Source organism: Skermania sp. ID1734 (assembly GCF_007489285.1).
GTDB lineage: Bacteria > Actinomycetota > Actinomycetes > Mycobacteriales > Mycobacteriaceae > ID1734.
The window spans coordinates 251,701-274,328 of sequence record NZ_VLIY01000005.1 but is presented as its reverse complement, the minus strand read 5'-3'; the positions used below and the strand labels follow the sequence as shown (position 1 = coordinate 274,328).

Genomic DNA, 22,628 nt, shown 5'->3' with positions numbered 1-22,628 from the left:
TTTTCACCGGATTGTCCGGAAAGGGGTTACATGGCCGAAACTCCGGCACGCCGCTGCGCAGCCGCATTGTTCGTGGCGGTGCTGGGAGTGGCCTGGCTGCTCTTTAATTCCGCTCCGGCTGAGGCAAGCCCGCAGCCCACCCAACTTTCTGCGAGCCAGTTGCCCATCGAACTGCAACAGGCCGTCGCCCGCGACCTGCACCTGACGCCCGAGCAATACCTCGACCGCGCCGCGAAAGCGCAGCTGTTGGGGCAGTATGCGCGCACCTTCCGGGCAAACCGGCCCGCCGATTTCGCGGGCGCGTTTCTCGACAACTCCGGGACCCCGGTGATCGCGGTGACATCCACGAACGCCGCTGCGCTCGCCGCGCGGGACGGATTCCACACCAAACTGGCGCCGATCTCGGCGGATAACCTCGAAAATTCCCTCGCCGAGCTCAACCGATGGCTGGCTGCCCTTCCCCGTCAACTCGCCTCGCAGGTGCAGGCGACCTCGATCGACATCTTGAATAACAACGTCGTCATCGACATCGTCGACAGCCCGATCGGGCGGATGCTGAACCTGCCGACGCTACTGGCGAACCTGCAGGTGGTGATGCTGCCGGGCGGCGGTGGTCCGATCGAGCACCGACCGATGGGCGGCGACACGTTTGTGACAGCGAGGACCCCGCTGCCGGGCACGCCGCTCGGCCAGATCACTGTCTGCTCGCTCGGATTCAACAGCATCGACAATGCCGGTCAGCCGCTGAATATCACTGCGGGACACTGCAATCCGAATGCGCCACACGGCGGCGCCCCGGTCTACCTCCCGAATCGCGACAATGTCACGACCAGCGTCAACATCGGATCGTTCGTCCGCTCGGTCACCGGCGACAGCTCGCATCTGGACTATTCGGTGATCCGCTTCAACGGTGCCGGCGTCGCCGCTGGCCTCGACCGGCCGTCTGTGCGCGGCGCGAGCGGCACAACGCTCACCGTCACCGGAACAGCCGTCCCCGTGACCGGCGCGCCCGTGTGCAAGTCCGGCCAATCGTCCGAGTTCACTTGCGGCATCGTTTCGGCTGATCAAGTGGAGGCGAGCGTGTTCGGCGATGACGGCCTGATTCGAACAGTCCGTGGATTCGCCGACACCGCCTGCACCCTCGCCGGCGACAGCGGCGGCGCCATCGTCACCGGAACGCTGGCATTGGGCATCACCAGCGGATCCAACAGCGCCGAGGCGCCGGATTGCGGGCAGGCAAACATCGCCCTCGCCCAGGACGGCGGCACGTCCAGCCTGGGAATTGCGGTGCGGGACATCCTTGCCGACGCCAATGCCCGCGGTCTCGGCGCCGGAATTCGGGTGCGCGCGTCCGATATGCCGTGAACAGACGGCAATTCAGTATCGATAAATAGGTTTCGAAGCGGCCGACAAATATAGTCATGCGCATGCGTCGTTCTGCTGCCGCGGTTGCCGGCTCGATTGCCTTGCTGATGTCTGCTGCTGTGTGCGGCAGTGCACAAGCACAGACCGCACCGGCGACCCCGCAGCTTCCGAAGGCCCTCGTTACCGCCCTCAACCGCGATCTGCATCTGTCGCCGGACCAATACCTGCATCGGGCGGCGCTCGCCCAGCAGCTCGGCGATTTCGCCGACACCGCCCGCACCCGTTACCCACAGGCCTTTGCGGGTTCGTGGCTCAACGAGGCCGGTCAGGCGGTCGTTGCGCTCGCCGACGGACCGCAGCGGCAGCAGGCGGCAGCGGCGGCAACCGCGGCAGGCTTCACAGTGCAGCATGCTGCCAAGAGCGAATCGACCCTCGAGTCGCAGCTCAACACGTTCACCACGTGGTTGCACGGCCAGCCGGCGTCGGTTGCCCAGGCTGTACAGGGCGTCGGCATCGACACGGTCGGCAACGCGCTGACCGTCCGGCTGGCCAGTGCTGCGCACTCGGTCGACTTGAAGCTGCCGAACTTCATCGAGCCGAGTCATGTGGTCAGCGCCTCGCCCGCAACGACGGCCACGCCGCAGCAGGCCCGGCATCCGGCGGCGCTCGTCAACGGTTCGGAGGCCGGCGGGGATGCGTTCGCCTCGATGGCCGGCGACATCTCGCTGCGCTGCTCGTTCGGTTTCAACGGGACGCTCGGCGGCCAGACCGTCAACATCACTGCCGGGCACTGCAACCCCAACCAGGGTGCCAGCGGTACCCCGAACGCGGCACCGGTGTTCGAACTCGGCCCGGCCGACGTCCTCGGCCCGCAGGTGGGCACCTTCCAGAAGTCTCGACTCGACGGGCACGACTACTCGATCGTCGCTATCAACGGTTCGTTTGCTCGACAGTTCCAGAACAACGCCGTGAGCGTTCCGGCCGCCCCGCCGGTGTTCATCACCGGCGTCGCACAGCCGGTCGTCGGCGCGCCGGTCTGCAAGTCGGGCGCACGCACCGGGTTCAGCTGCGGCACCATCGCCACCATCAATCAGACCGTCGATGTGGGCAAGCGCGTCCTGTCGAACGGCTTCTCCGCCAACCTGTGTGCCCTGCCGGGCGATAGTGGCGGCACGGTGATCACCGGCACCCAGGCGCTCGGGGTCACCAGCGCGTCGACAGTCACCGACTATCCGATCTGCGAGATCCCCAACGCCATCGGCGCTGTGACCGGGGACGTCCCGCAGCTGTTTGCGACCCCGGTCAGCGCAATCCTGGCGGAAAATCCAGGTTTGCAGGTTCGCACGTCGTAGCGGTCAGCACGCAGTTTCAGGCCGGTAAGTCTGCCCTTCCTCACACATAGTGAAAAGCGGGCGAATACCGTGAATAGTCGAACGAGCACAATGTTCTCGTTCGATAAATCGGTACCATGTTACTGGCGAGTAACTTGCGAGGCGCTAGGCTTACGCGCTGATGGCAGCGGCGCCTAGCTGCCCTGAACGAAAGGCTGCGACATGAATGCCCTGACGATCACGTTGGGCACGATTGGTGCACTCCTGAGCGTGTTGTGCTGGGCCTCCTTCGTGTCCGGCGCCTGGGGAATCTTCCGGTCGGTGATGCTGGGGCAGCCCGCGCCCGATCGCTGGCACCCATTCTGGCCGCGGTTCAAGCACATGTTCGTCGAGTTCCTCGCGCACACCAGGATGGTGAAGTTCCGCACCGTCGGCTGGGCGCACTGGCTGGTGATGATCGGCTTCCTCGCCGGCATGAGTTTCTGGTTCGAGGCCTACGGCCAGACCTTCGATCCGACCTGGGGCTGGCCACTGATCGGTGGCACCTGGTGGTTCCATCTCGGTGATGAGCTGCTGGGCGTCGGCACCGTGATCGGCATCGTCACGCTGATGATCATCCGCCAGCTCAACCACCCGCGGATCCCCGATCGGCTCTCGCGGTTCAGCGGCTCCGTCTTTAGCGCCGGATACTTCGTCGAGTGGGTCGTCCTGCTCGAGGGCCTGGGAATGGTCCTGGTCAAGGCCGGCGCGCTGCGCCTGCATGGCGAGTTCACTCCGTGGACCGACTTCGTCACGGGCCCGATTTCCAAGGTGCTGCCCGACAGCGTTGCCCTCATTTCGATCTTCGCGTTCGTCAAGCTGATGTCCGGCATGGTGTGGCTGTTCGTCGTCGGCCGCAACATGACCTGGGGTGTCGCCTGGCACCGCTTCTCCGCCTTCCCGAACATCTACTTCAAGCGCGAGGCCGACGGCGGCGTTGCGCTCGGTGCCGCCAAGCCGATGATGTCCGGCGGCAAGGTCCTCAACATGGAGGACGCCGACCCCGATGTCGACGCGTTCGGCGCCGGCAAGATCGAGGACTTTTCCTGGAAGGGCTGGCTGGACTTCACCACCTGCACTGAGTGTGGCCGCTGCCAGTCGCAGTGCCCGGCGTGGAACACCGGCAAGCCGTTGTCGCCGAAGCTGCTGATCATGTCGTTGCGTGACCACGGCTACGCCAAGGCGCCGTACCTGCTCGCAGGCGGCAAGAAGGACATGGGCGGCGACGAGATCGGGCTGTCCGAGGCGGATCTGGCCAAGTTGTCCGACGCCGCGCGAGCCGAAGCCGAGCGTCCGTTGGTCGGGCCCGAAGATGCCCACGGCATCATCGACCCGGAGGTGCTGTGGAGCTGCACCACCTGCGGCGCGTGCGTCGAGCAGTGCCCGGTGGACATCGAGCACGTCGACCACATCATCGACATGCGCCGATACCAAGTGCTGATCGAGTCCGAGTTCCCCAGCGAGCTGGCCGGCCTGTTCAAGAACCTGGAGAACAAGGGCAACCCGTGGGGCCAGAATGCCAAGGACCGGCTGAACTGGATCTCCGAGATGGACTTCCACATCCCGGTGTACGGGCAGGATGCGGACACGTTCGAAGACTATGAGTACCTCTTCTGGGTCGGCTGCGCGGGCGCGTACGAGGACCGTGCGAAGAAGACCACCAAGGCGGTCGCGGAACTGCTGGCCACCGCAGGCGTGAAGTTCATGGTGCTCGGTGCCGAAGAGACCTGCACCGGCGATTCTGCCCGGCGTGCCGGTAACGAGTTCCTGTTCCAGCAGCTCGCCATGCAGAACATCGAGACGTTCAACGCGGTGTTCGACGGCGTGCCGGAGGAAAAGCGCAAGATCGTGGTGACCTGCGCACACTGCTTCAACGCGCTGGGTAATGAATATCCCCAGGTCGGCGGGAAGTATGAGGTCATCCACCACACCCAACTTCTCAACCGGCTGGTGCGGGCCAAGAAGCTGGTGCCGGTCGCGCCCGTCAGCGATGAGGTCACCTACCACGACCCGTGCTACCTCGGCCGTCACAACAAGGTCTACGACGCGCCGCGCGAGTTGATGGCCGCCAGCGGCTCCACCCTGCGCGAGATGCCGCGCCACGGCGAACGGTCCATGTGCTGTGGCGCGGGTGGTGCGCGGATGTGGATGGAAGAGCAGTTGGGCAAGCGCATCAACATCGACCGCGTGGACGAGGCGCTGTCGACGCTGGGGTCAAACGGCTCCGGACCGCAAAAGATTGCGACCGGCTGCCCGTTCTGCCGGGTGATGCTGACCGACGGTGTCACCGCGCGTCAGGAATCCGGCGAGGGTGAGGGCGTCGAGGTAATTGACGTCGCGCAGTTGATGCTCGGTTCGATTCGCCGGCTCGAGCCGGACGAGCTGACCGAGAACATCAAGGTCATCCAGAAGCCGAAGACCACCAAGCAGGCGGAGGTGGCCACCGAGGTTACGGCCGAGCAGGAAGAGGCCGGGCGAGTCGAAACCATCGAGGAGCCTGCCGAATCCCCCGCCGAGACCGCTCCCGCCGCGAAGGCCGCCCCTGCGAAGGGGCTGGCCATGAAGGGTCTGGCAAAGGCACCTGGCGCGAAGGCACCTGGCGCGAAGGCACCTGGAGCGAAGGCACCCGGCGCTAAGGCCCCCGGTAAGCCGGCCGAGGCCGCCGCGCCTGCCGAAGACGCTGCCCCGAAGGCGCCCGTCAAGGGCCTCGCGATGAAGGGCATGGCCAAAGCCCCCGGCGCCAAGGCACCCGGCGCGAAAGCCCCCGGCAAGGCAGCTGACGCCAAGCCGGAAGCCGCTGAGGCCGCCAAGCCCGCCGAGACTGCCGAGGCTTCCACGCCGAAGCCGCCGGTCAAGGGCCTCGCCATGAAGGGCATGGCCAAAGCCCCCGGCGCCAAGGCACCCGGAGCGAAGGCCCCCGGCGCAAAAGCCCCCGGCAAGGCAGCCGCCCCGGCCCAGTCCGCAGACTCCGCGGCACCGAAGGGCGTCGACGCACCCGAGGCCGAGGCACCCACCGAACCCAAGGCCGGCGCCGAGGCGTCGATGCCGTCCGTGGCTCCAAAGGGCTTGGCGGTGAAGTCGGGCTTCAAGAAGCCCGGCGCACGACCGTCCGCGGCGCCCAAACCGGCCGAGCAGTCGAACGGGTCGTCGGAGACCGCTGCGGAGAAGGCGCCGGAACCGTCAGAACCGTCGAAGGAGCCGGCCGCAAGCGGTAACGGTGAAGCCGCAGCCCCACCGGCGGCGAAGCCGGGTGGGCTCGGGTTCAAAGCCGGCGCCAAGGCGCCGGGCCGCCGGAGCTAAACGCGACACAGTGGCCCCGCCGCACGGCGGGGCCACTGTGCTATCCGAACCCGGTGCGCTCCATGTCCATTTTTGGCTGCGCACAGGCCTTATCCCGCGCCTATCAAGGCATTAGTGGACACTGAGTGCACACCGCAGCACTATCCAGCCGAAAAATCGCTCGACACAACCTGGCACGATATTGGGGTGAGCCCAACCAGCCATCCACACCACACGCCGCGGACCCTCGAGCAGTCGACCAAGCTGCAAAACGTCCTCTACGAAATCCGGGGCCCGGTACACGCACACGCCGCACGGTTGGAAGCTGAAGGCCACCGGATCCTGAAACTCAACATCGGCAACCCGGCGCCCTTCGGTTTCGAGGCGCCCGATGTGATCGTCCGCGACATCATCGCCGCGCTGCCGTACGCGCAGGGCTACTCGGAGTCCAAGGGCATCCTGTCGGCCCGGCGCGCGATCGTGACGCGCTACGAGTTGGTTCCGGGCTTCCCGGAACTCGACGTCGACGACATCTACCTGGGCAACGGCGTCTCCGAGCTGATCACCATCACCATGCAGGCGCTGCTCGACAACGGCGACGAGGTGCTCATTCCCGCACCCGATTACCCGTTGTGGACGGCGATGACCAGCCTGGCGGGCGGAACGCCGGTGCATTACCTGTGCGATGAAAGCAACGGCTGGCAGCCCGACATCGCCGACATCGAGTCCAAGATCACCGACAAGACCAAGGCGTTGCTGGTCATCAACCCGAACAATCCGACTGGCGCCGTGTACTCGATGGAAGTGCTCACCCAGCTGGCCAATCTCGCCCGCAAGCACCGGTTGCTGCTGCTCGCCGACGAAATCTACGACAAGATCCTCTACGACGACGCCAAGCACATTTCGATGGCTACCGTCGCGCCCGACCTGCTCTGTCTCACGTTCAACGGCTTGTCGAAGGCGTACCGGGTGGCGGGCTACCGGTCCGGTTGGCTAGCCATCACCGGCCCAAAGGAGCACGCTTCGGGGTTCCTCGAGGGCATCGATCTGCTCGCGTCCACCCGGTTGTGCCCGAACGTGCCGGCACAGCACGCGATTCAGGTCGCGCTCGGCGGCCACCAGAGCATCGAAGACCTGATTCTACCCGGCGGCCGCCTGCTCGAGCAGCGCGATGTTGCGTGGGAGCGGCTCAACTCGATTCCCGGCGTCTCGTGCGTCAAGCCCAAGGGCGCGCTGTATGCATTTCCGCGGCTCGATCCCGAGGTGCACGAGATCGTCGACGACGAGAAGCTCGTTCAGGATCTGCTGTTGCAGGAAAAAATCCTGGTGGTCCAAGGCACCGGCTTCAACTGGCCCAATACGGACCACATTCGGATTGTCACGTTGCCCTGGGCGCGTGATCTTTCGGTGGCCATCGAACGGCTGGGCAACTTCCTCGCCAGCTACAGCCAGTAATGGGCTGCCGGTCTGTTTCGGTGACAGTTCCCGACTGATCGACGCAGATCTGATTGATATTTATACCGACTGGCGCGGTGAGATTGATGACGGTAGGCTAAACAACGGCACTTCGGGTGCCATGCCGGGCCGCCCATCCCCCCTGGGCCGCCTGTGCCGGGTGGCGGGGACATCCCCCCTGCTCTCCGCCACCCATCCCAAAATCTCTCTTTCGCGAAATCCCTTCAATCCACCCGTGCGTTTCGGCGCACAACCGACAGGATCGAAGGATGAGCATCATCGCGAGCAGCGTCCTGGACTTTCCGTGCGCCGAAGTCTTCGCCTGGCACGCCCGTCCGGGGGCGATTGTGCGCCTGATGCCGCCGTGGCAGCCACTGAAGGTGATCCGCGAGGCTGAGTCGCTGCGCGACGGCCGGGCCGTCATCGGGCTGCCGCTGGGCGCCCGTTGGGTCGCCACTCACGATCCGAGCGGTTACGCGCCGCCGCACCAGTTCGTTGACGTGAGTCCGCTGCTGCGCTGGCGGCACACGCACCGCTTCGAGGAAGCGGGCGCCAATCAGTGCCGAATCACCGATCACGTGGACACCATCGTCCCCGCCTCCGCGCTCACATCGACCTTCGACTTTCGCCACCGCCAACTTGCCGACGATCTCGCCGCGCATCGCAGCGCCGCACATGCGGGACTGACGCCCAAAACTGTGGCGATCACTGGGTCGTCAGGTCTCGTCGGCACCGCGCTCGCGGCCTTTCTCAGCACCGGCGGTCACCGCGTCATCAAGCTCGTTCGGCGCGCACCCCGTACCGAGCACGAACGTCGATGGGATCCGGAAAATCCTGCGCCCGATCTGCTTTCCGGTATCGATGTGGTCATACACCTGGCTGGCGCATCCATCGCCGGGCGTTTCACCGACGCCCATAAGGCCGCGATCCGGGACAGTCGGGTAGCGCCGACCCGGGCGTTGGCGCAGGTCGCCGCTCGCACCGCGACCAAGCCCGCGGCGTTCGTGTCGGCCTCGGCGATCGGCTTCTACGGACCGGATCGCGGCGCGGAGACACTGACCGAAAACAGCAACCCCGGTGACGGCCTGCTCGCCGACCTCGTCGCAGACTGGGAAGCCGCGACCCAACCGGCCGCCGACGCCGGCATCCGCTGCGTGCAGGTCCGTACGGGCATCGTCCAATCCGCCCGCGGCGGCATGCTGGGCCTGGTGCGACCGCTGTTCACCGCGGGTCTGGGTGGACGCCTCGGTGACGGCCGGCAATGGATGTCCTGGATCGACCTCGACGACCTCGTCGACATCTATCACCGCGCGATCTACGACACCGACCTGTCCGGTCCCGTCAACGGCGTCGCGCCGCAGCCGTTGCGGAATACCGACTACACGCGGACGCTCGGGCGGACGCTGCATCGTCCGACGCTGCTGCCGGTGCCCAGCTTCGGTCCGCGAATCCTCCTCGGCGCCGACGGTGCCGACGAGCTCGCGCTGGCCAACCAGCGGGTCATTCCTGCGAAACTCATCGCGCTCGGGCACACCTACCGCCGCCCCGATCTGGCGGATTCCCTGGGGCACCAGCTGGGCCGCCGTTAGTCGCCCCGCCTGGCGGGCCAGTAACTACGCTGTTGTGGTGCCAGCTGACTCGCGTCTCGAAAATCCTACGCAAAACGGCAAATTCGTGGGTCATGGGCATGGCCACGGTCACAGCGACGGCCCGTTGGCGATCGGCCGGCACGCCGCGCGGGTGGTCGTCGGCATCCTCGTTGCTATCGGAATCCTGACGCTAATCGCGCTGGCGATTCTGTGGCCGAGCAAGCAGCACGTCGACATTCCGCTGCCGATGCAGACGACCGGCGGCGGCGCCGTGCAGTCCGAAGCCGGAACTGTCACCGCGCACGACACCGGACCGTGCGGTAGCCCGTCCGCGGGTCAGGTGCTGACGAAGAATCCGCAGTTGCCGCCGAACAACTCCTACCAGTGCGAGCGCAGCATCGTCGCCATCGAATCCGGCCCGGACAAGGGCACCTCGACGCTGCTGGAGATCGCCCCTGGGCCGGGGCAACCGGAACTAAAGAAGGGCGACCACATCCGGTTGGTCAGGCAAACGGATCCGAGCGGCACGACGCTGTACTCCTTCAACGACTACGCGCGCGGCCTGCCGCTGACGGTGATCGCGATTGTGTTCGTCGTGGTCATCGCGGTGGTGGCCCGATGGCGAGGCCTGCGCGCGGTGCTCGGTCTGATCTTCGCGTTCGTCGTTGTCGTGGTCTTCCTGCTGCCGGCCTTGCTCGACGGCAAACCGGCGATACCGGTGGCGATGGTCGCCGGGGCGCTGATTCTCTACGCCGTGCTCTACCTCGCGCATGGCGTCAATCTGCGCACCAGTTCGGCACTGCTCGGCACGCTTGCCGCGATGGTCCTCAGCGCGGCGCTGTCCTGGCTCGCCATCGAAATGACCCACCTGACAGGGCTTTCCGAAGAACAGAACACCAATGTGCAGACCTATCTGCAGCATGTCAGCATCAGCGGACTGCTGCTCGCGGGGTTCATCATCGGTTCGCTCGGCGTGCTCAACGACGTCACCATCACGCAGGCGTCGGCGGCATTCGAACTCGCCGCATCCAATCCCGCGGCGACGCGCCGGGAAGTGTTCGGCGCAACGATGCGGGTCGGTCGGGACCACATCGCGTCGACTGTCTACACCCTCGTCCTCGCCTACGCCGGGGGCGCGTTGCCGCTGCTGCTGCTCTTCAGCGTCGCCGGACGCTCCTTGCACGACGTGCTGACCGGTGATGCGGTCGCTATCGAGATCGTTCGCTCCGCTGTCGGCGGCATCGCCTTGACGTTGTCAGTGCCGCTCACCACCGCGATCGCCGTGATGCTAGCCCGGCCGTTCGGCGCCAAAGTTGTGGCCGCGAAAGCACCCGCGGCCCGCGGCCGGCACGCGGCGCGTTAGGCAGGGAAGCGGGGCAGACCTGGGAGCTTCGGCAGGTCCTTCGGCAGAGTCGGCGGCGGGGGCAGCGTAGGCGCCGGCGGCAAGGTCGGAGCCGGCGGCAATTGCAGGTCGATCGTCGGTGCCGGCGGCAGCGTCGGGACCGTGAACGGCGGCAAACCCGGAATCTGCACGGTCTGCGCGGTTTGGGTGGGAGCAGCGCTACCGGGTTGCGTCGCATCGACGGAGCGCGGTTGTTGTTGTTGTTGCAATTGTTGCTGCGGAACCTGCAGCACGCTCGTGATCACCTGAGCGGGCAGTTCCGGTCCCGGCGCAACGGCAATCGACGGGTCGAGCGTTGCCGTGCGGGGCGGAACGGTGGGAAGGGTCGTCGTGGGGCTGTCTCCGCCCGAGTCGGTACCGCGCTCCAACATCTGACCGCCGTAACCCAGCGCCAAACCGATTGCGGCGACCACGGCCAACGAACTCACGGCCAGCCCGGCGCCGCTGATCTCGCGCCGATGGTTGCGCGACCGCCCCAGCCACATCGGTACGGCAGCGGAACTCGGCAGGTGATCCGCCACCGGTTCGGCGAGTAAAGAGGCCCCGCGCGCGGCGACGGATTCGGGGTCTTCCGGAATGATGACAGGAACTTCGAAGTTATCTCGCAGCATCGACTGCACGAGCGGGATGCGCGCGCCGCCGCCGATCACAGCAACCGCATCGATCGGTCGCTCGGACTTCTGGAAAACGTCGCGCGTGAACTCGATAGAGGCTGTCACCGTCTGGGCGACCAGCTCGTCGAAGTTCTCGCGCGTGATGAGTACCAGGCCACCGACGGACGGCAACGCCACTGCCGTGGTCGTGGACAGTTGCTCCTTTGCCTCACGACACTGCACGTCGAGGGCAACGAAATCGGCGTGCGTATGCGGCGGTGCGATCCGCCCGGAGGCGATCTGCTGTTCGCGCACGAGCGAGTCGAAGTATTTGCCGCTCACTTCAGCGGTGTGCTGGGAATACAGGACCTCATGACCGTCGATGTCGACGACACTGACGGTCAGACCCGAGCTGCCAAGGTCATAGATCCCGACCGTCGCACAACCGGCGATGTCCTTGTTGACCTGCAAATAAGCCGCTGCAGCAACGACTTCCGGGACCATCCGGTAGTTACGAATGCCCTGCCGGGACATGGCTGAGGCGATCGCGGAAGCCTGGCTTTGCGTGCGGTACGCGATGCCGGTGGCGGCCGTCTGAGCGCCGGATTCGAGCACGACCCCGACCGCTTCGGCCGTCATGTCCTCAGGTCGCTGGTCTGTAACGGCCACGATCTGGTCGTCGATAGGCGGGACGAAGCCGCCGCCGGAAGCGTCCTCAGAGCCCACCGACTCGGAGCGGGCCATACGGATGGCGCTCGCTCCGACCGAGACTCCAAGAACAGATGTCATAAATCGCCTTAGTTCCGATCACGCCTATACCCGACGCGAACCCCCGCCACGGACCGTCGTTCGCCCGACAGTGTAGCCGTACCGGGTAGTAGGAATGCTAGTAGAGAATCGGCTCCTACCGCGTTCGTCCGTTCGAAGCATAGTCCCGGCAAACCGGTCGTGCATATATCCCGGATGAAGATAGTTTTAATTTCAGCAACCTCGCTAGCTACCGGCTACCAAGTACTCGATGGGGACATCCTGCCGGTCGCAGCGTGGTTGGGTCGAGGCAATTTCGTCCATCGATAACCGACCGATACCGATCTGTCATCGGCGACCCGGTTGGGTTGATGGCGGCTGAACTCGGGATCGATTTCTGGGGTCCGTGGCGTGGTTAGCATGTCGCCATGCGCTTTCGCCGAACCGTCGTGGTGCTCGGCGTAGTCATCGCGGTGGTGATCGGCGCTGTTGTCGCGTTGTGGCCCGTCTACGTGAACCCCATGGTGGACAAACCGGCACCGTCCGACGCGATCGTTGTCCTCGGCGGAGCGCACGATGGCCGAGAGGAGCTGGGGCTGCAGCTTGCCCGAGCCGGATATGCGCCGCAGGTAGTGTTTTCGAACCCCTATCGGCACAGCCCGTTGGTCAATCGAATCTGCCATGGCGGGTACAGCTTTCGGGTGCGCTGCTTCGCTCCTAAGCCGGCCACGACGCGCGGCGAGGGCCGCGAGATCGCACGGTTGGCCCGGACGGAGCACTGGCGACGGGTCATCGTCATAACCTTCACGCCGCACGTGTCGCGGGCCCGCTACATAATCGGCAAATGCACCGACATCTCGGTGCTCATGGTTCCGGTGCGGCCGAAGCTGTCCCTTGGCCGCTGGGCGTACAACTTTCTGTACCAGTCCGCGGGGTATGCGCTGGCCGCGTTTCAGTCGTGTTAGGCGCGGTCGACGAAGTTGAGGTAGGCCTTCGATGGTGTCGGACCGCGTTGGCCCTGGTATTTGGAGCCGACGGCGGCACTGCCATACGGGTGTTCGGCCGGGCTGGAAAGACGGATCAGGCATAGCTGGCCGATCTTCATTCCCGGCCACAGCGTGATCGGCAGATTGGCCACGTTCGACAACTCCAGCGTGATGTGTCCGCTGAAGCCCGGGTCGATAAAGCCCGCCGTCGAGTGCGTGAGCAGACCGAGGCGGCCGAGGCTGGATTTGCCCTCCAACCGACCGGCCAGGTCGTGCGGAAGCGAGCACATTTCCAACGTCGAGCCGAGCACGAATTCACCGGGGTGCAGCACGAACGGTTCGCCCTCGGCGGGCTCGACGAGGCTGGTCAGCTCGTCCTGTTGCTGCGCCGGATCGATGTGGGTGTAGCGGGTGTTGTTGAACACTCGAAACAGGCTGTCGAGTCGCACGTCGATGCTCGACGGCTGGATGAGGTCGGGGCGGAACGGTTCCAGTCCCAGCCGGCCAGCATCGATTTCGGCGCGGATGTCTCGATCGGAGAGCAGCACGCCGACGAGACTAGCCCCCGGGGTCCAGGCGTCGGTGACGAGTTCGCTGCTAAAGTGACGATCGCGGGGTTCACCCCCATGTGCCGGTGTAGTTCAATGGCAGAACTTCTGCTTCCCAAGCAGACAGCGCGGGTTCGATTCCCGTCACCGGCTCCAGTGAAAGCACCGCCCTCTCAACCGGCGCTCCCCCGCCAACGTTCGGACACGATGGCGCTGATTCCAGCGGCCGTGCATACCGCCGCTGGAATCAATAACGCCCAATGCCCCAACGTCGTCCCACCAATCGCACCGAGCAACCCGCCGACGATGAACAACGCAACGGTCTGCACGTGCATCGCCACTTGGCGCCAGTCGAGGCCATGGTGTCGGCTGCGACCCAACATCACTCCGAGGTCGGTCACGGTTCCGGTCAAGTGAGTGGTGCGGACAGCCATGCCGCGATAGTTCGACGTCACGCCGTTCTGCATCCCACAGGCGGTGGCGGCCAGAAAGGCCTGCAGGCCGAGGTTCGGCGCGAATATCGCCGCGATGAGCAGCGCCGCTTCGAGAACGAGCACAAGTCCGCGTCTGACGCCGTTGGTGCGTTCGGCGTGCCCGAGCACCGAACCCGCCCCCGCGGCCCCGCACAGAAATCCCAGCAGGATCAGGGCGATTACCGCGAACTCCCACAGATTGCGGGTGATCGCGTTAATGCTGAGATTCGCGATCGATCCACTCAGGTGACTGACCGGAAAAATCAGCACCACGATGAACACCGCGTTGACGAATCCCGCGACGCACGCGAGCAGACCCATGTAGGCCAGGACAAAGCGGTGACCCCGCTCGTGCGGCGGGGCCTGCTGCTCGACCGAGCGGGTGGTTATCGTCGACTCTCCTGGTCAGTAGCAGACGGGCCAGAATGATTCTACGGGGCGGCACCCGCGGATCCTGACGGAATCACTCCGCGGAGTTGCCAGGCACCGCAACTGGACGAACACAACTCGCCCGATCAGACGGGATCCCGTCTGTGAGATGAACTTTCGTTCGCACAGTTGCGCTCGACCCCTAACCATTAAACCGACAATTCGAACAAAAGCGGACTCCTTGTCGATCGCGTGACGGACACCGTCGCCTTTGATAGTTCGCGAAAATAGACCTCCGGCAGCGTGATCGCGCGGGGGGAGGTGCACGAATTATGTCGGACTCGACCGATGGTTCCGGACCGGTCTCGGTTGCGTTGGTCGATGATCACGAAGTCGTTCACGACGGGCTGATTTCCTGGTTTCGAGACGTCGATCCGCCGATTGCTGTGTCGGCGACATTTACCCGGCCAGCCGATTTCCTCGAAAAGTATCCGGCCGCGGCCGGTTCAGAAATCGACGTGGTGATTCTCGATCTGACTTTCGCCGAACGCGCGACCGCGCCAGCCGAACATGTCGCGACCATTGCTAGCGCGGGCTACCGGGTGGTCGTTTATTCGTCGAGCACCGACCCGCACGTGATCCTCGACTGTCTTGATGCCGGCGCGCTTACCTACCTCGCCAAAGTTGAGGGCCGCGAGCACATGGTCGCGGCCGTCCGCGCCGCGCTGACCGATACGCCCTACGTGAGCCCGTCGATGGAGCGTGCCATGGTTGCGAACCCGCGGTCTTCCCGACCCAAGCTCAGCGACCGCGAGATCGAGGTCCTGCGCGAATGGTTTCGCACCGAGTCCAAGGGCGCGACCGGTGAGGCTCTACACATTTCGGTCGGCACGGTGAATACGCACTTGGCCCGGATCCGGATGAAGTACGCCCGGGTCGGGCGGCAGGCCTCCACCAAGGCGGCGCTCGTTGCCCGTGCCATCCAGGACGGAATCGTCCACATCGAAGACCTTTAGCTGTCTTTCGCTACTGCTGCGCGGCGCCCACCAGATCGCGGTCCGGTTCCGCAGGCAACCGCTCGCCGCGACTGTCGGCAAATCGCAGCGGCGCGCGCAGGAACAACACGAAGAACAGGGCGAGCAGCAAGGCTCGTCCCCAAACCCCGAACTGCACCAGATGCTCTGTGACGCCGACCATTTCGTTGGTGGTCAGAGCATTGAAATAGAGAAAGACACCGACACCGACCGCAATGTCGGCGGCCAGATAGGCGAACACCGCGCCCCACGGCACTGCGAGCAATACAAAGAACGGCAACAGCCACAGCGTGTACTGCGGCGAATGAACCTTGTGAAACAAAAGGAATCCGCACAGCATGGCGGCGCTCACGGCGATCCATGGATACGTTCCGGTCACCTGGTAGCGACGCCATCCGAGCCAAACCGCGAGCGCGAAGGACGCCAGCACGAGCGTGGGCGAAATAACGCTGACGGCATGCTGAAACGATTGGTCTGCACCAGGATCGGTCCCGAACAATGACCGTAAGCCCCAGTACCAAATGGAATTGGTGGTGATGTCCGCCTCGCGCTGCTGCTGGAAGGCGAACGACGCCCGCCAGCCGTTGTACCCGAGAATGGCGAACGGCAGGTTGATGGCGGCGACGGTCGCTGCCGCGGCGATAGCAATGAAACCTGCACCACGAACGTCGTAGCGTCCCTTGTGGTTTCTCGGTAACTCAGCTCCGCCAGGCCCGCCGGTCAACACGTACAGCAGCAGCGGCAGCACGAACACACCTGGATACAGCTTGAGGCAGAAGCCGATTCCCAGCAATACCGCCGCCAACACACCGCGCTTCCGCAACGTCAGCGCTGAAAACCGCGTCATCACAAAGACTGCCGCGACTGCCGTGAAAACGACCGGCAGTTCCCAGTTGTGGAAGGCGTACATGACCAGCGGCGGTCCGATCGACCACAGAAACGCCGCACGACCAGCCATCCAGCCGAGCATCCAGGCGGTCAACAGCGCGAAAGGGGCCAGCAAAAGCGCCGAGTACAGCAAGAACTCGGCATCATTGTGCGCGGGAATCGCACCGATCCACATCAACGTTCCGGTCAGCACCGGGTATTCGACACTGCCACCGGTGAGCGCACCATCGCGGGTGATCCCGCCGTCGACATAGGGAAAGACGTGATTGTTTATGTCGCGGCCGAGCCACAGGAACTGAATGTCGGAGTAGCAGACCTGCGAATCCTTGATTTCGTCGAAGATCAGACTCCGGCCGTTCGGTTCGAACGGTGGGCCGGTGCAACGTGCCTTGTTGAGGTAGCCGAGAAAGAGCGTGACACCGCAGAGGACGACGATGAGCGCAAGCATCGTCCGGCTGGTCGCGGGTCGGGCGCTCATGGATCCAGCCTAAGTCCCGACGCCGCTGGTTCCGCGCCGGACGCTGCCGCCGTTTGCTCGATTAACCAGCTCAGGCACCGTTCCTGTAGCCTGGGCAGGTTGCTGACGCGACGACCCTCCTGCTACGGAAAGTCCGTAGCCGTTCACAGTCCATAGGAGGTGATGAGGTCCCGTGCGTCATTACGAATTGATGATCATTCTCGATCCGAGCCTGGACGAGCGCACCGTTGCCCCGTCCCTGGATACGTTCCTCAACGTGGTTCGCCAGGACGGCGGCAAGGTCGACAAGGTCGACATTTGGGGTAAGCGCCGCCTTGCCTACGAAATCGCCAAGCATGCCGAGGGGATCTACGCAGTTATCGATCTCAACGCCGAGCCGGCCACCGTCAAGGAACTCGACCGCCAGCTTTCGCTGAACGAGTCGGTCCTGCGCACCAAGGTGCTGCGGCACGGCAAGTGAGGGTCGTACGCGCACAGCCTGTCGGCCCCTACGCCTAGGCTCTAGCGCAAGCGATTCGCACACTGCAGGAGGACCACATGGCTGGCGACACCATCATCACCGTCATCGGAAATTTGACGGCTGATCCCGAGCTTCGTTTCACGCCCGCGGGCGCGGCCGTTGCCAACTTCACCGTTGCCTCGACCCCGCGCGTGTTCGACCGCAATTCCAATGAATGGAAAGACGGCGAGGCGCTGTTCATGCGCTGCAACATCTGGCGTGAAGCCGCGGAGAACGTGGCCGAGAGCCTCACCCGCGGCTCGCGAGTGATTGTCAGCGGACGCTTGAAGCAGCGCTCGTATGAGACTCGCGAGGGCGAAAAGCGAACAGTGGTGGAGCTCGAGGTCGATGAGATCGGCCCCTCCTTGCGCTATGCGACGGCAAAGATCAACAAGGCCAGCCGCGGTGGCGGCGGCGGTGGTGGATTCGGCTCGTCCGGCGGCGGACGCGGCAGCCAGAACAGCGGCGGCGATGACCCGTGGGGTTCGGCCCCGCAGGCGTCCGGCTCGTTCGGCGGCGGCGGCCGGGTGGACGACGAACCCCCGTTCTGACACTCACATCGAATAATTTTGGAGAAGACCCATGGCTAAAGCACCGGCGCGCGAAAAGGTGCTCAAGAAGAAGGCTTGCCCGTTCTGCAAGGCAAAGGGCGAGACCGCTCAGATCGATTACAAGGACACGGCGCTGCTGCGCAAGTTCGTCAGCGACCGCGGCAAGATCCGGGCCCGTCGGGTGACCGGCAACTGTGTCCAGCATCAGCGTGACATTGCGATCGCCGTCAAGAACTCGCGCGAGGTGGCGCTGCTGCCGTACGCCTCGACGGCGCGCTAAGGAGGGCAGATCACGATGAAGCTGATTCTGACTGCTGATGTAGACAACCTCGGTATTTCCGGTGACACCGTCGAGGTGAAGGACGGATACGGCCGCAACTACCTGCTGCCGCGCGGGCTGGCCATCGTCGCCACCCGTGGCGCCGAGAAGCAGGTGGCCGGCATCCGGCGCTCGCGCGAGGCGCGTCGTGTTCGCGACCTCGACCACGCCCGCGAGCTCAAGCAGGCCATCGAGGGCCTGGCGTCGGTGACCCTGACGGCAAAGACGGCCAGCGGCTCCGGCAAGCTCTTCGGTTCGGTCACGGCCGCCGATGTGGCCGACGCGATCAAGTCCGCGGGCGGTCCCGTCGTGGACAAGCGCAGCATCGTGCTGCCGAAGGCACACATCAAGGCCACGGGCAAGCACCCGGTGGCGGTGGAGTTGCACCCCGACGTGACTGCGAAGTTCGAGCTCGAGGTGACCGCTACCAGCTAGCGGACAAATGCGGAACGGCCCCGGTGATGCGCACGCTCACCGGGGCCGTTTTCTGCGTTCTGCGCCTGGACATGCCAGATATTTGCTCGACTTAGCGCCGGACAACCGGCACCCGAAAGGCCAGCGGTCAGCATCAGGTAATTCGTCATATAAACAAACCGCAGGAAGGTGATGCAAGTCATATTGCCGCCACCGCCTGTTTACGCAACACGCCCGAAGAATCAACCTGGGCGACACGCCGTACCGGCATCAATCCCCAGCAATGTACTTTGTCAAAACGCGGTCTACCTGCATCTTCAGAAGTGTGATCTTGAGTTATCCCAAGGTTATCCACACCAGGTGCACACGCTGCTCCAACACTTTCCACATTTCATCCCCAGAACCGTCCACAGGCCGATTTGATGCGTGACCGCATGGGACTTAGCGTCATGCCCGCGAGTGCACCGCGACGGGTGGCGGTGGTTGCCAGCAAGAAATTTGTCGGTGCTGGCGGGTAGAAGTTGTGCAGTGATTCGGGGCGCTGCACGGCGGTGCCGATGTGGAAGGTGGGCGAGGTTTAGTGGCAGTTGTCGACGATCGTGGGCACACCGAGGATCGGTCGTCCAACGAGCCACCCGGTGAAGATTTCGGTCGTCAGCCACCCCAGGACATGGCCGCCGAGCAGTCCGTCCTCGGCGGCATGCTGCTCAGCAAAGACGCCATCGCCGACGTCCTCGAGCGGTTGCGCCCCGGCGACTTCTACCGCCCGGCGCACCAGAGCATCTACGACGCCATCCTCGACCTGTACGGCCGCGGCGAGCCCGCTGACCCGGTGACCGTCGCAGCGGAATTGGACCGCAAGGGCGAGTTGCGCCGTATTGGTGGACCCGCCTATCTGGTCACTCTCACCCAGACCGTGCCAACCGCGGCCAACGCTGGCTACTACGCCGAGATCGTGGCGGAGAAGGCGATCCTGCGCCGCCTCGTTGAGGCCGGCACCCGCATCGTGCAGTACGGCTACGCGGGCGCGGATGGGCAGGACGTCGCCGAGGTGGTCGATCGTGCGCAGGCCGAGGTCTATGAGGTCACCGAGCGCCGCACGGCCGAGGACTTCATTCAGCTCGAAGAGTTGCTGCAGCCGACGATGGACGAGATCGACTCCATCGCCAGCCGTGGCGGCATTTCGCTAGGGGTGCCGACGGGTTTCGCCGAGTTGGACGAGGTGACCAACGGGCTGCATCCGGGGCAGATGATCATCGTGGCGGCGCGGCCGGGCGTAGGCAAATCCACACTGGGAATGGACTTCATGCGCTCCTGCTCCATCAAGCACGGCTTGGCCAGCGTGATTTTCTCGCTCGAAATGAGCCGTACGGAAATTGTCATGCGCCTGCTCTCGGCCGAAGCGAAGATCAAGCTCGGCGACATGCGCGCCGGACGCATGACCGATGACGACTGGACACGACTCGCGCGCCGAATGAGCGAAATCAGCGAAGCGCCACTGTTTGTCGACGACTCCCCCAATCTCACGATGATGGAAATTCGCGCGAAAGCGCGCCGGCTGAAGCAGCGCCACGATTTGCGACTCGTCGTGGTCGATTATTTGCAGCTGATGACCTCCGGCAAGAAGGTCGAATCCAGGCAGCAAGAAGTTTCGGAGTTTTCCCGATCCCTGAAGCTGCTCGCAAAAGAACTCGAAGTACCGGTGGTGGCGATAAGCCAGCTCAACCGTGGACCCGAGCAGCGGACAGACAAGAAGCCGATGGTGTCTGACCTGCGTGAGTCGGGCTGCCTTACCGCATCGACCCGCATCCTTCGCGCCGACAACGGTGCCGAAGTCACGCTGGGCGAGTTGCTCGAGTCCGGCGAACAACCCCTGGTCTGGTCTCTCGACGAGCGAATGCGCATGGTCGCCCGTCCGATGGTGAAGGTCTTTCCCAGCGGCCGCAAAGAGGTGTTTCGACTTCGTTTGGCGTCCGGCCGGCAGGTGGAGGCGACCGGTAACCACCCATTCATGACCATCGACGGCTGGATTGCCCTCGAAAAGCTAGTCGTCGGGGACCGGCTCGCAATCCCGCGGCACGTGCCCGAACCAGTAGATACCAAACGTCTTCCAGACGCGGAGATCATTCTGCTGGCCCATATGATCGGCGACGGGTCGTGCGTCAAGCGACAGCCGATTCGCTACGCCAGCATCGACGAGGCTAACCTCGCGGCAGTCACGGAGGCAGCCACCCACTTCGGCGTAACGGCGGTCCGGGATGACTATCCAGCAGCGCGAGTGACCACCCTGCGTCTGCGGGCGCCTGAGCGGCTGACCCACGGGAAACGTAATCCGATCGCCGCGTGGCTCGACTCTCTTGGACTCTTCGGGCTCCGCAGTTACGAAAAGTTCGTTCCGCAGCAGGTGTTTTGGCTGCCAAACGACCAGGTCGCGCTATTTCTTCGGCACCTGTGGGCAACCGACGGTTCCGTGCGCTGGGATGCGAAAGGTCGACAGGCAAGGATCTACTACGCATCCACCAGCCGCCGGCTCATCGATGATGTGGCGCAGCTACTCCTGCGACTTGGTGTGCACAGTCGGATCAAGCGAGTGCTCAAGGCTGGTTATCGAGACTGCTGGCATCTAGTCGTCGACGGTTCCGAGAACCAGACCACCTTCCTCCGAGACATCGGCGCGCACGGCGCCCGTGGCGTCATCGCCGAATCGGTGCTCACCGAGCTGGCACCGCTCGCGCACAACACGAACGTGGACACGGTGCCGCGGGAAGTCTGGAACGATGTGCGGAACCTGTTGGCCGCCAAGGAAATGACACATCGTCAGTTTGCTGACGCGATGGGCTCGCGCTTCTGCGGCTCTACTATGTGGAAGCACTCGCCCAGTCGGTCGCGCTTGGCCCGTGTTGCCGCAGTGCTCGACGACGCCGACATCGAAATGCTCGCGACCAACGACGTTTTCTGGGACCAGATCGTCGAAATTGCCAGCATCGGCGAGCAAGATGTGTTCGATGGAACGGTTCCCGGGACCAATAACTTCGTCGCACAAGGTATTTCAGTCCACAATAGCCTGGAACAAGATGCCGACATGGTTATCCTTTTGCACCGCCCCGACGCATTCGAGCGCGACGACCCACGAGGCGGCGAAGCAGACTTGATCCTCGGCAAGCATAGAAATGGCCCTACTGCCACGATTACCGTTGCCCACCAACTGCATCTGAGTCGGTTCGTGGACATGGCGCGGGGATAGTGATCGGTGCGGCGATGGCGGCGCCACAAGGACCGCCGGCGACCTCGAAACGCCCGCCTCCCGGACAACGGTGGTAAGAAGCCGAACGGGAGGCTGGCGCATCAACGGTGACGGCGGACCTGCTCAGCTCGTTTGCATCGTCGACCGGAAGAAGGCGGCGGCGTCGTCGAGTAGCGCTGCCCCGCTTGGAATTGCGCCGAGTAACCAGAAGAACCCGTGGATGAGACCGTCGTACTGAATTAGCGACACCCGCCCACCGCTGTCGTTGAGGCGAGCGGCGTATCGCTCGCCGTCGTTGCGTAGTGGATCGAACTCGGCGACGGCAATGAACGCCGGCACCGAACCGGAGAGGTCCCTGGTAGAAGCCGGGCAGGCGCGCCAGTCCGTGGGCGGTCCGCCCTGGTTGCCGAAGAAGTGCGCGTAGAACCACTGCATACTGGCCCGCTGGAGGAGATATCCCTCCGCGTTCTGACGGTACGATTCGGTGTCGAAATCAAACGCCAAACACGGATAGAAGAGCAACTGCGCGGCGAGATCGGGCTCCCCCTCGGCCCGCGCGGCCAGGGCCACCGCGGCTGCGAGGTTGCCGCCCGCGCTGTCACCAGAGACCGCTATTGAGGCCGGGTCGACGTTCAGGGCGACGGAGTTGCCCGCCACCCAAGCGATCGCAGCGTAGGCGTCGTCGAAGGCAGCGGAAACGGGTGCTCGGGCGCCAGCCGGTAGTCGACCGAGACGACGACCGCATTCAGTGCGTTGGACAGGCGCCGCACCGGGTTGTCCACGATGTCCAGTGACCCGATGACCCAGCCGCCGCCGTGGTAATAGACGACGGCGGGTAGTGGCGCATCGCCGGACCCGGCGGGGCGATAGACCCGGACCGGGATGTCACCGGCCGGCCCGGGAACCGCCATGTCGGTCACTGACGCCACGTCCTCGGTGGTGCCCTGCATATCCATGAAAGCGTTCGCCGTCGCGCGCGCCTGGGGGACGGTCATGCATTCGAAGGGTGGGACACCACCGGCGGT

Annotated in this window: 17 protein-coding genes, 1 tRNA gene and 1 pseudogene; 14 read left to right on the top strand and 5 right to left on the bottom strand. The window is 64.5% G+C overall.

Features of this window, described 5'->3' with window-relative positions; all coding sequences use genetic code 11:
• Positions 1-30 precede the first annotated feature (30 nt).
• The 6 genes from FOS14_RS08600 to FOS14_RS08575 all read left to right on the top strand — a co-directional run bounded on the left by FOS14_RS08600 (position 31) and on the right by FOS14_RS08575 (position 10,421).
• Positions 31-1,365 carry a S1 family peptidase gene (locus FOS14_RS08600; protein ID WP_255450167.1) on the top strand — a complete coding sequence of 445 codons (1,335 nt, stop codon included), beginning with the start codon at positions 31-33 and terminating at the stop codon, positions 1,363-1,365.
• Positions 1,366-1,427: 62 nt separating this feature from the next.
• Complete coding sequence (locus tag FOS14_RS08595; RefSeq protein ID WP_143769867.1) at positions 1,428-2,717, top strand: S1 family peptidase; 1,290 nt, start codon at positions 1,428-1,430, stop codon at positions 2,715-2,717.
• A gap of 201 nt (positions 2,718-2,918) precedes the next feature.
• Positions 2,919-6,035, top strand: a complete 3,117-nt coding sequence (locus FOS14_RS08590; protein ID WP_143769866.1) for a (Fe-S)-binding protein — start codon at positions 2,919-2,921, stop codon at positions 6,033-6,035.
• 186 nt (positions 6,036-6,221) lie between these two features.
• Complete coding sequence (locus tag FOS14_RS08585) at positions 6,222-7,469, top strand: pyridoxal phosphate-dependent aminotransferase (RefSeq protein ID WP_185981688.1); 1,248 nt, start codon at positions 6,222-6,224, stop codon at positions 7,467-7,469.
• A 269-nt stretch (positions 7,470-7,738) separates the two neighbouring features.
• Positions 7,739-9,058, top strand: a complete 1,320-nt coding sequence (locus tag FOS14_RS08580) for a TIGR01777 family oxidoreductase (protein ID WP_143769865.1) — start codon at positions 7,739-7,741, stop codon at positions 9,056-9,058.
• A 37-nt stretch (positions 9,059-9,095) separates the two neighbouring features.
• Positions 9,096-10,421 (top strand): YibE/F family protein, encoded by a 1,326-nt coding sequence (locus FOS14_RS08575; RefSeq protein WP_370512191.1) that lies wholly within the window; start codon positions 9,096-9,098, stop codon positions 10,419-10,421.
• On the opposite strand, the gene FOS14_RS08570 is transcribed toward FOS14_RS08575, so the two are convergent.
• Entirely contained in the window at positions 10,418-11,842 is a 1,425-nt protein-coding gene (locus FOS14_RS08570) for an Hsp70 family protein (protein WP_255450166.1), read from the bottom strand. The genes FOS14_RS08575 and FOS14_RS08570 overlap by 4 nt on opposite strands.
• Positions 11,843-12,228: 386 nt before the next feature.
• Here FOS14_RS08570 and FOS14_RS08565 point away from each other — a divergent pair, with 386 nt between their 5' ends.
• Positions 12,229-12,765 (top strand): YdcF family protein, encoded by a 537-nt coding sequence (locus FOS14_RS08565; protein WP_143769864.1) that lies wholly within the window; start codon positions 12,229-12,231, stop codon positions 12,763-12,765.
• Here the strand turns inward: FOS14_RS08565 and dcd are convergent.
• Entirely contained in the window at positions 12,762-13,334 is a 573-nt protein-coding gene (dcd, locus tag FOS14_RS08560; protein WP_143769863.1) for a dCTP deaminase, read from the bottom strand. The two genes, FOS14_RS08565 and dcd, sit on opposite strands and share 4 nt — an antisense overlap.
• Positions 13,335-13,416: 82 nt before the next feature.
• Here dcd and FOS14_RS08555 point away from each other — a divergent pair.
• Positions 13,417-13,490, top strand: a tRNA-Gly gene (locus tag FOS14_RS08555).
• A gap of 17 nt (positions 13,491-13,507) precedes the next feature.
• On the opposite strand, the gene FOS14_RS08550 is transcribed toward FOS14_RS08555, so the two are convergent.
• Positions 13,508-14,128: a YoaK family protein gene (locus FOS14_RS08550; RefSeq protein WP_143769862.1), complete on the bottom strand. Its 621-nt coding sequence runs from the start codon at positions 14,126-14,128 to the stop codon at positions 13,508-13,510.
• Positions 14,129-14,508: 380 nt separating this feature from the next.
• On the opposite strand from FOS14_RS08550, the gene FOS14_RS08545 reads away from it, so the two are divergent.
• Positions 14,509-15,192 (top strand): response regulator, encoded by a 684-nt coding sequence (locus FOS14_RS08545; protein WP_143769861.1) that lies wholly within the window; start codon positions 14,509-14,511, stop codon positions 15,190-15,192.
• A 10-nt stretch (positions 15,193-15,202) separates the two neighbouring features.
• On the opposite strand, the gene FOS14_RS08540 is transcribed toward FOS14_RS08545, so the two are convergent.
• Complete coding sequence (locus FOS14_RS08540; protein WP_143769860.1) at positions 15,203-16,576, bottom strand: glycosyltransferase family 87 protein; 1,374 nt, start codon at positions 16,574-16,576, stop codon at positions 15,203-15,205.
• A 172-nt stretch (positions 16,577-16,748) separates the two neighbouring features.
• On the opposite strand from FOS14_RS08540, the gene rpsF reads away from it, so the two are divergent.
• The 5 genes from rpsF to FOS14_RS08515 all read left to right on the top strand — a co-directional run bounded on the left by rpsF (position 16,749) and on the right by FOS14_RS08515 (position 21,603).
• Positions 16,749-17,036: a 30S ribosomal protein S6 gene (rpsF, locus tag FOS14_RS08535; RefSeq protein ID WP_143769859.1), complete on the top strand. Its 288-nt coding sequence runs from the start codon at positions 16,749-16,751 to the stop codon at positions 17,034-17,036.
• Positions 17,037-17,113: 77 nt separating this feature from the next.
• Complete coding sequence (locus FOS14_RS08530; protein WP_143769858.1) at positions 17,114-17,626, top strand: single-stranded DNA-binding protein; 513 nt, start codon at positions 17,114-17,116, stop codon at positions 17,624-17,626.
• Positions 17,627-17,657: 31 nt separating this feature from the next.
• A complete protein-coding gene (gene rpsR, locus FOS14_RS08525) occupies positions 17,658-17,906 on the top strand; it encodes a 30S ribosomal protein S18 (protein WP_143769857.1) in 249 nt (82 codons plus the stop codon).
• Positions 17,907-17,921: 15 nt separating this feature from the next.
• On the top strand, positions 17,922-18,380 hold the full coding sequence (gene rplI / locus FOS14_RS08520) for a 50S ribosomal protein L9 (RefSeq protein WP_143769856.1): 459 nt from the start codon (positions 17,922-17,924) through the stop codon (positions 18,378-18,380).
• Positions 18,381-18,939: 559 nt separating this feature from the next.
• Positions 18,940-21,603: a replicative DNA helicase gene (locus tag FOS14_RS08515; RefSeq protein ID WP_143769855.1), complete on the top strand. Its 2,664-nt coding sequence runs from the start codon at positions 18,940-18,942 to the stop codon at positions 21,601-21,603.
• 123 nt (positions 21,604-21,726) lie between these two features.
• On the opposite strand, the pseudogene FOS14_RS24940 reads toward FOS14_RS08515, so the two are convergent.
• Positions 21,727-22,514, bottom strand: a pseudogene (locus FOS14_RS24940) (alpha/beta hydrolase).
• Positions 22,515-22,628 lie beyond the last annotated feature (114 nt).

Coding starts and splice junctions, on each gene's coding strand:
- FOS14_RS08580 (WP_143769865.1), top strand. CDS start 7,739: ATGAGCATCATCGCGAGCAGCGTCCTGGACTTTCCGTGCGCCGAAGTC.
- rplI (WP_143769856.1), top strand. CDS start 17,922: ATGAAGCTGATTCTGACTGCTGATGTAGACAACCTCGGTATTTCCGGT.
- FOS14_RS08550 (WP_143769862.1), bottom strand. CDS start 14,128: ATGGGTCTGCTCGCGTGCGTCGCGGGATTCGTCAACGCGGTGTTCATC.
- FOS14_RS08545 (WP_143769861.1), top strand. CDS start 14,509: ATGTCGGACTCGACCGATGGTTCCGGACCGGTCTCGGTTGCGTTGGTC.
- FOS14_RS08540 (WP_143769860.1), bottom strand. CDS start 16,576: ATGAGCGCCCGACCCGCGACCAGCCGGACGATGCTTGCGCTCATCGTC.
- FOS14_RS08600 (WP_255450167.1), top strand. CDS start 31: ATGGCCGAAACTCCGGCACGCCGCTGCGCAGCCGCATTGTTCGTGGCG.
- FOS14_RS08595 (WP_143769867.1), top strand. CDS start 1,428: ATGCGTCGTTCTGCTGCCGCGGTTGCCGGCTCGATTGCCTTGCTGATG.
- FOS14_RS08530 (WP_143769858.1), top strand. CDS start 17,114: ATGGCTGGCGACACCATCATCACCGTCATCGGAAATTTGACGGCTGAT.
- rpsR (WP_143769857.1), top strand. CDS start 17,658: ATGGCTAAAGCACCGGCGCGCGAAAAGGTGCTCAAGAAGAAGGCTTGC.
- FOS14_RS08570 (WP_255450166.1), bottom strand. CDS start 11,842: ATGACATCTGTTCTTGGAGTCTCGGTCGGAGCGAGCGCCATCCGTATG.
- FOS14_RS08590 (WP_143769866.1), top strand. CDS start 2,919: ATGAATGCCCTGACGATCACGTTGGGCACGATTGGTGCACTCCTGAGC.
- FOS14_RS08565 (WP_143769864.1), top strand. CDS start 12,229: ATGCGCTTTCGCCGAACCGTCGTGGTGCTCGGCGTAGTCATCGCGGTG.